The organism is Desulfitobacterium sp. LBE (assembly GCF_007830365.1).
GTDB lineage: Bacteria > Bacillota > Desulfitobacteriia > Desulfitobacteriales > Desulfitobacteriaceae > Desulfitobacterium > Desulfitobacterium hafniense.
This window is the reverse complement of sequence record NZ_VLKD01000001.1, coordinates 200,936-202,803: the sequence shown is the minus strand read 5'-3', so window position 1 is coordinate 202,803 and position 1,868 is coordinate 200,936. Positions and strand designations below refer to the sequence as shown.

The 1,868-nt window shown below is 34.5% G+C and carries 1 protein-coding gene; it reads right to left on the bottom strand.

Features of this window, described 5'->3' with window-relative positions; genetic code table 11:
* Window positions 1–360 precede the first annotated feature (360 nt).
* Window positions 361–1,623 (bottom strand): IS1380-like element ISEcp1 family transposase, encoded by a 1,263-nt coding sequence (locus DESLBE_RS00935; RefSeq protein ID WP_000608644.1) that lies wholly within the window; start codon window positions 1,621–1,623, stop codon window positions 361–363.
* Window positions 1,624–1,868: the final 245 nt, after the last annotated feature.

Sequence of the window (1,868 nt, the reverse complement as noted above, 5' to 3'; positions counted from 1 at the left end):
CAGCCAATTTTGGTTCCGGTCAGATGCAGTTGTCCCCGCAGCACATTAGCCAGGGTTACTTCCTCATCGACGATGAGGGTTTGACGCACTCCGTTGATGATGATGCTCTTGTTGATCAAAGAAACCACTCCTTTTTTATCAGAATATTTTCAACCTAAATTCCACGTGTGTTTTTTATTAGCTTCAAAAATCACTATTTCACGAAGAATTTAGACTGCTTCTCACACATTGTAACATTATTTACAACCACCTTTCAATCATTTTTGATAAATCATTGATTTCATCTTTGCTGCAATGATACTTAATAAACTCTGCAAGTTATCCACAGAGCAACACTCAATTTTATTGATGATATTCTTATTATACCAGACATTTTTCATACACTCCCTTGTACGGATAGTTTTCCGACAACTTCATGATTACATATCTTGCGGTTTTGATTATTTTTGCTGCAAGAAATACATACTTCAAACGAAAGGTCTTTATTTGCTGTCTGTATTCTGAAGAGTCCAAGGAATCAAACTTGAACAACAAAAATAGGTTATATGAAAGCATCATCATTTGAAACACGGCTTCATTCGCCCAAAATGACTTTAGCAAGAGATGACCCACCGCCATGTCGTATTTGGCTTCTTTGATATAGTTTTCAGCATTACCACGCTTTTCATAGTATATAACTACTTTTTCAGAAAGCAAGGTAGTATTTGTTACAAAGAAAAAGTAGTCGTATTCGGAACCTTCTAAAAGTGATAATTGTGCTCTTTCTTTTTCTGGTTTCAGTACGCGAGATACGACAAATCTTCTGTCTTTTTCCCATTTAACTAATTTTGTATACAGTTCTGTAGTTTCTCTACCTTCTTCTCCTTTAACGAATACAATTGATGAATTCGTTGCTTGTGAGGTGAGTGTAGAATAACTTTTGGCTTTAATTAAATATTTGCATCCAAGAGATTCTATCGTTTCGATAATTTTTTCATCAAAGTAGCCACTATCCATTCGAAATAAAATTTCTAAATCGTCTGATTTGATGTTAGCAACAATTTCTTTGATCATTTCCGCAGCACCGTTTGCAGTGTAAGTATTGCCACTTCTTACAAATCCGGTAACATATGCTTTTAATTCGTCGCAAAATGCAAATTGGATATTGTAGCATCGGTTTCCCAGTTTCTTAGGATTATATCCTTTTGACGCACCTTCTTGATGACCTTCTACGTTAATTACACTACTATCAATATCAATCGTAATGGATGTCAATTTACTTTTAGTGAGCAGTTTTTTAAAGACTTTAAAATTAATGTCTCTAAACATTTGGGTTGTCTTGAAGTTGAAGTTTCCTAGAAACCGTGACACTGTTTCAGGTTCTTTTACGGAAATATCAAACTCGTTGACGAGGGGATCATTTTGAAGTAGCTTTAGACGTTCTAACTTATCAATGCCAATGAAGTGACCGCAGAGCATGGTCTTTATATGATTCATCTTGATTTTATTTGTTGAGTCATTATCAAATACGAGGTCATTTTCAATAAAATCAAAAATCCCATTGCTTTTTGCATTCTCAAGGAGCAGAAAAAGACCTGCATTTGATGTTAGATTCTTAGCTTTGAAATCAATTTTATTAATCATAATTAGAACCCCTTTTTACTACTTTTCTTACTATTATTTTACCATATATCGAGTCATAAAAGCTGATAATTTAACATATTTTTGAGCACTTTTCTTTCACCCAATGGGTGAAAGCTGAATTTCGAAGGAACGCATATTTATCAAGGCTTTGATTATGCTTTTTGAAGTACTGACGTAGAATCTAGGTTTTAAGTCCGGAGATTGCTACACAAGTTCAGATGGCTTTAGGCTCCGATATCGTCATG

Excerpts from the sequence above, each read along its gene's own strand:
- DESLBE_RS00935 (WP_000608644.1), bottom strand. The coding sequence starts at position 1,623 with ATGATTAATAAAATTGATTTCAAAGCTAAGAATCTAACATCAAATGCA.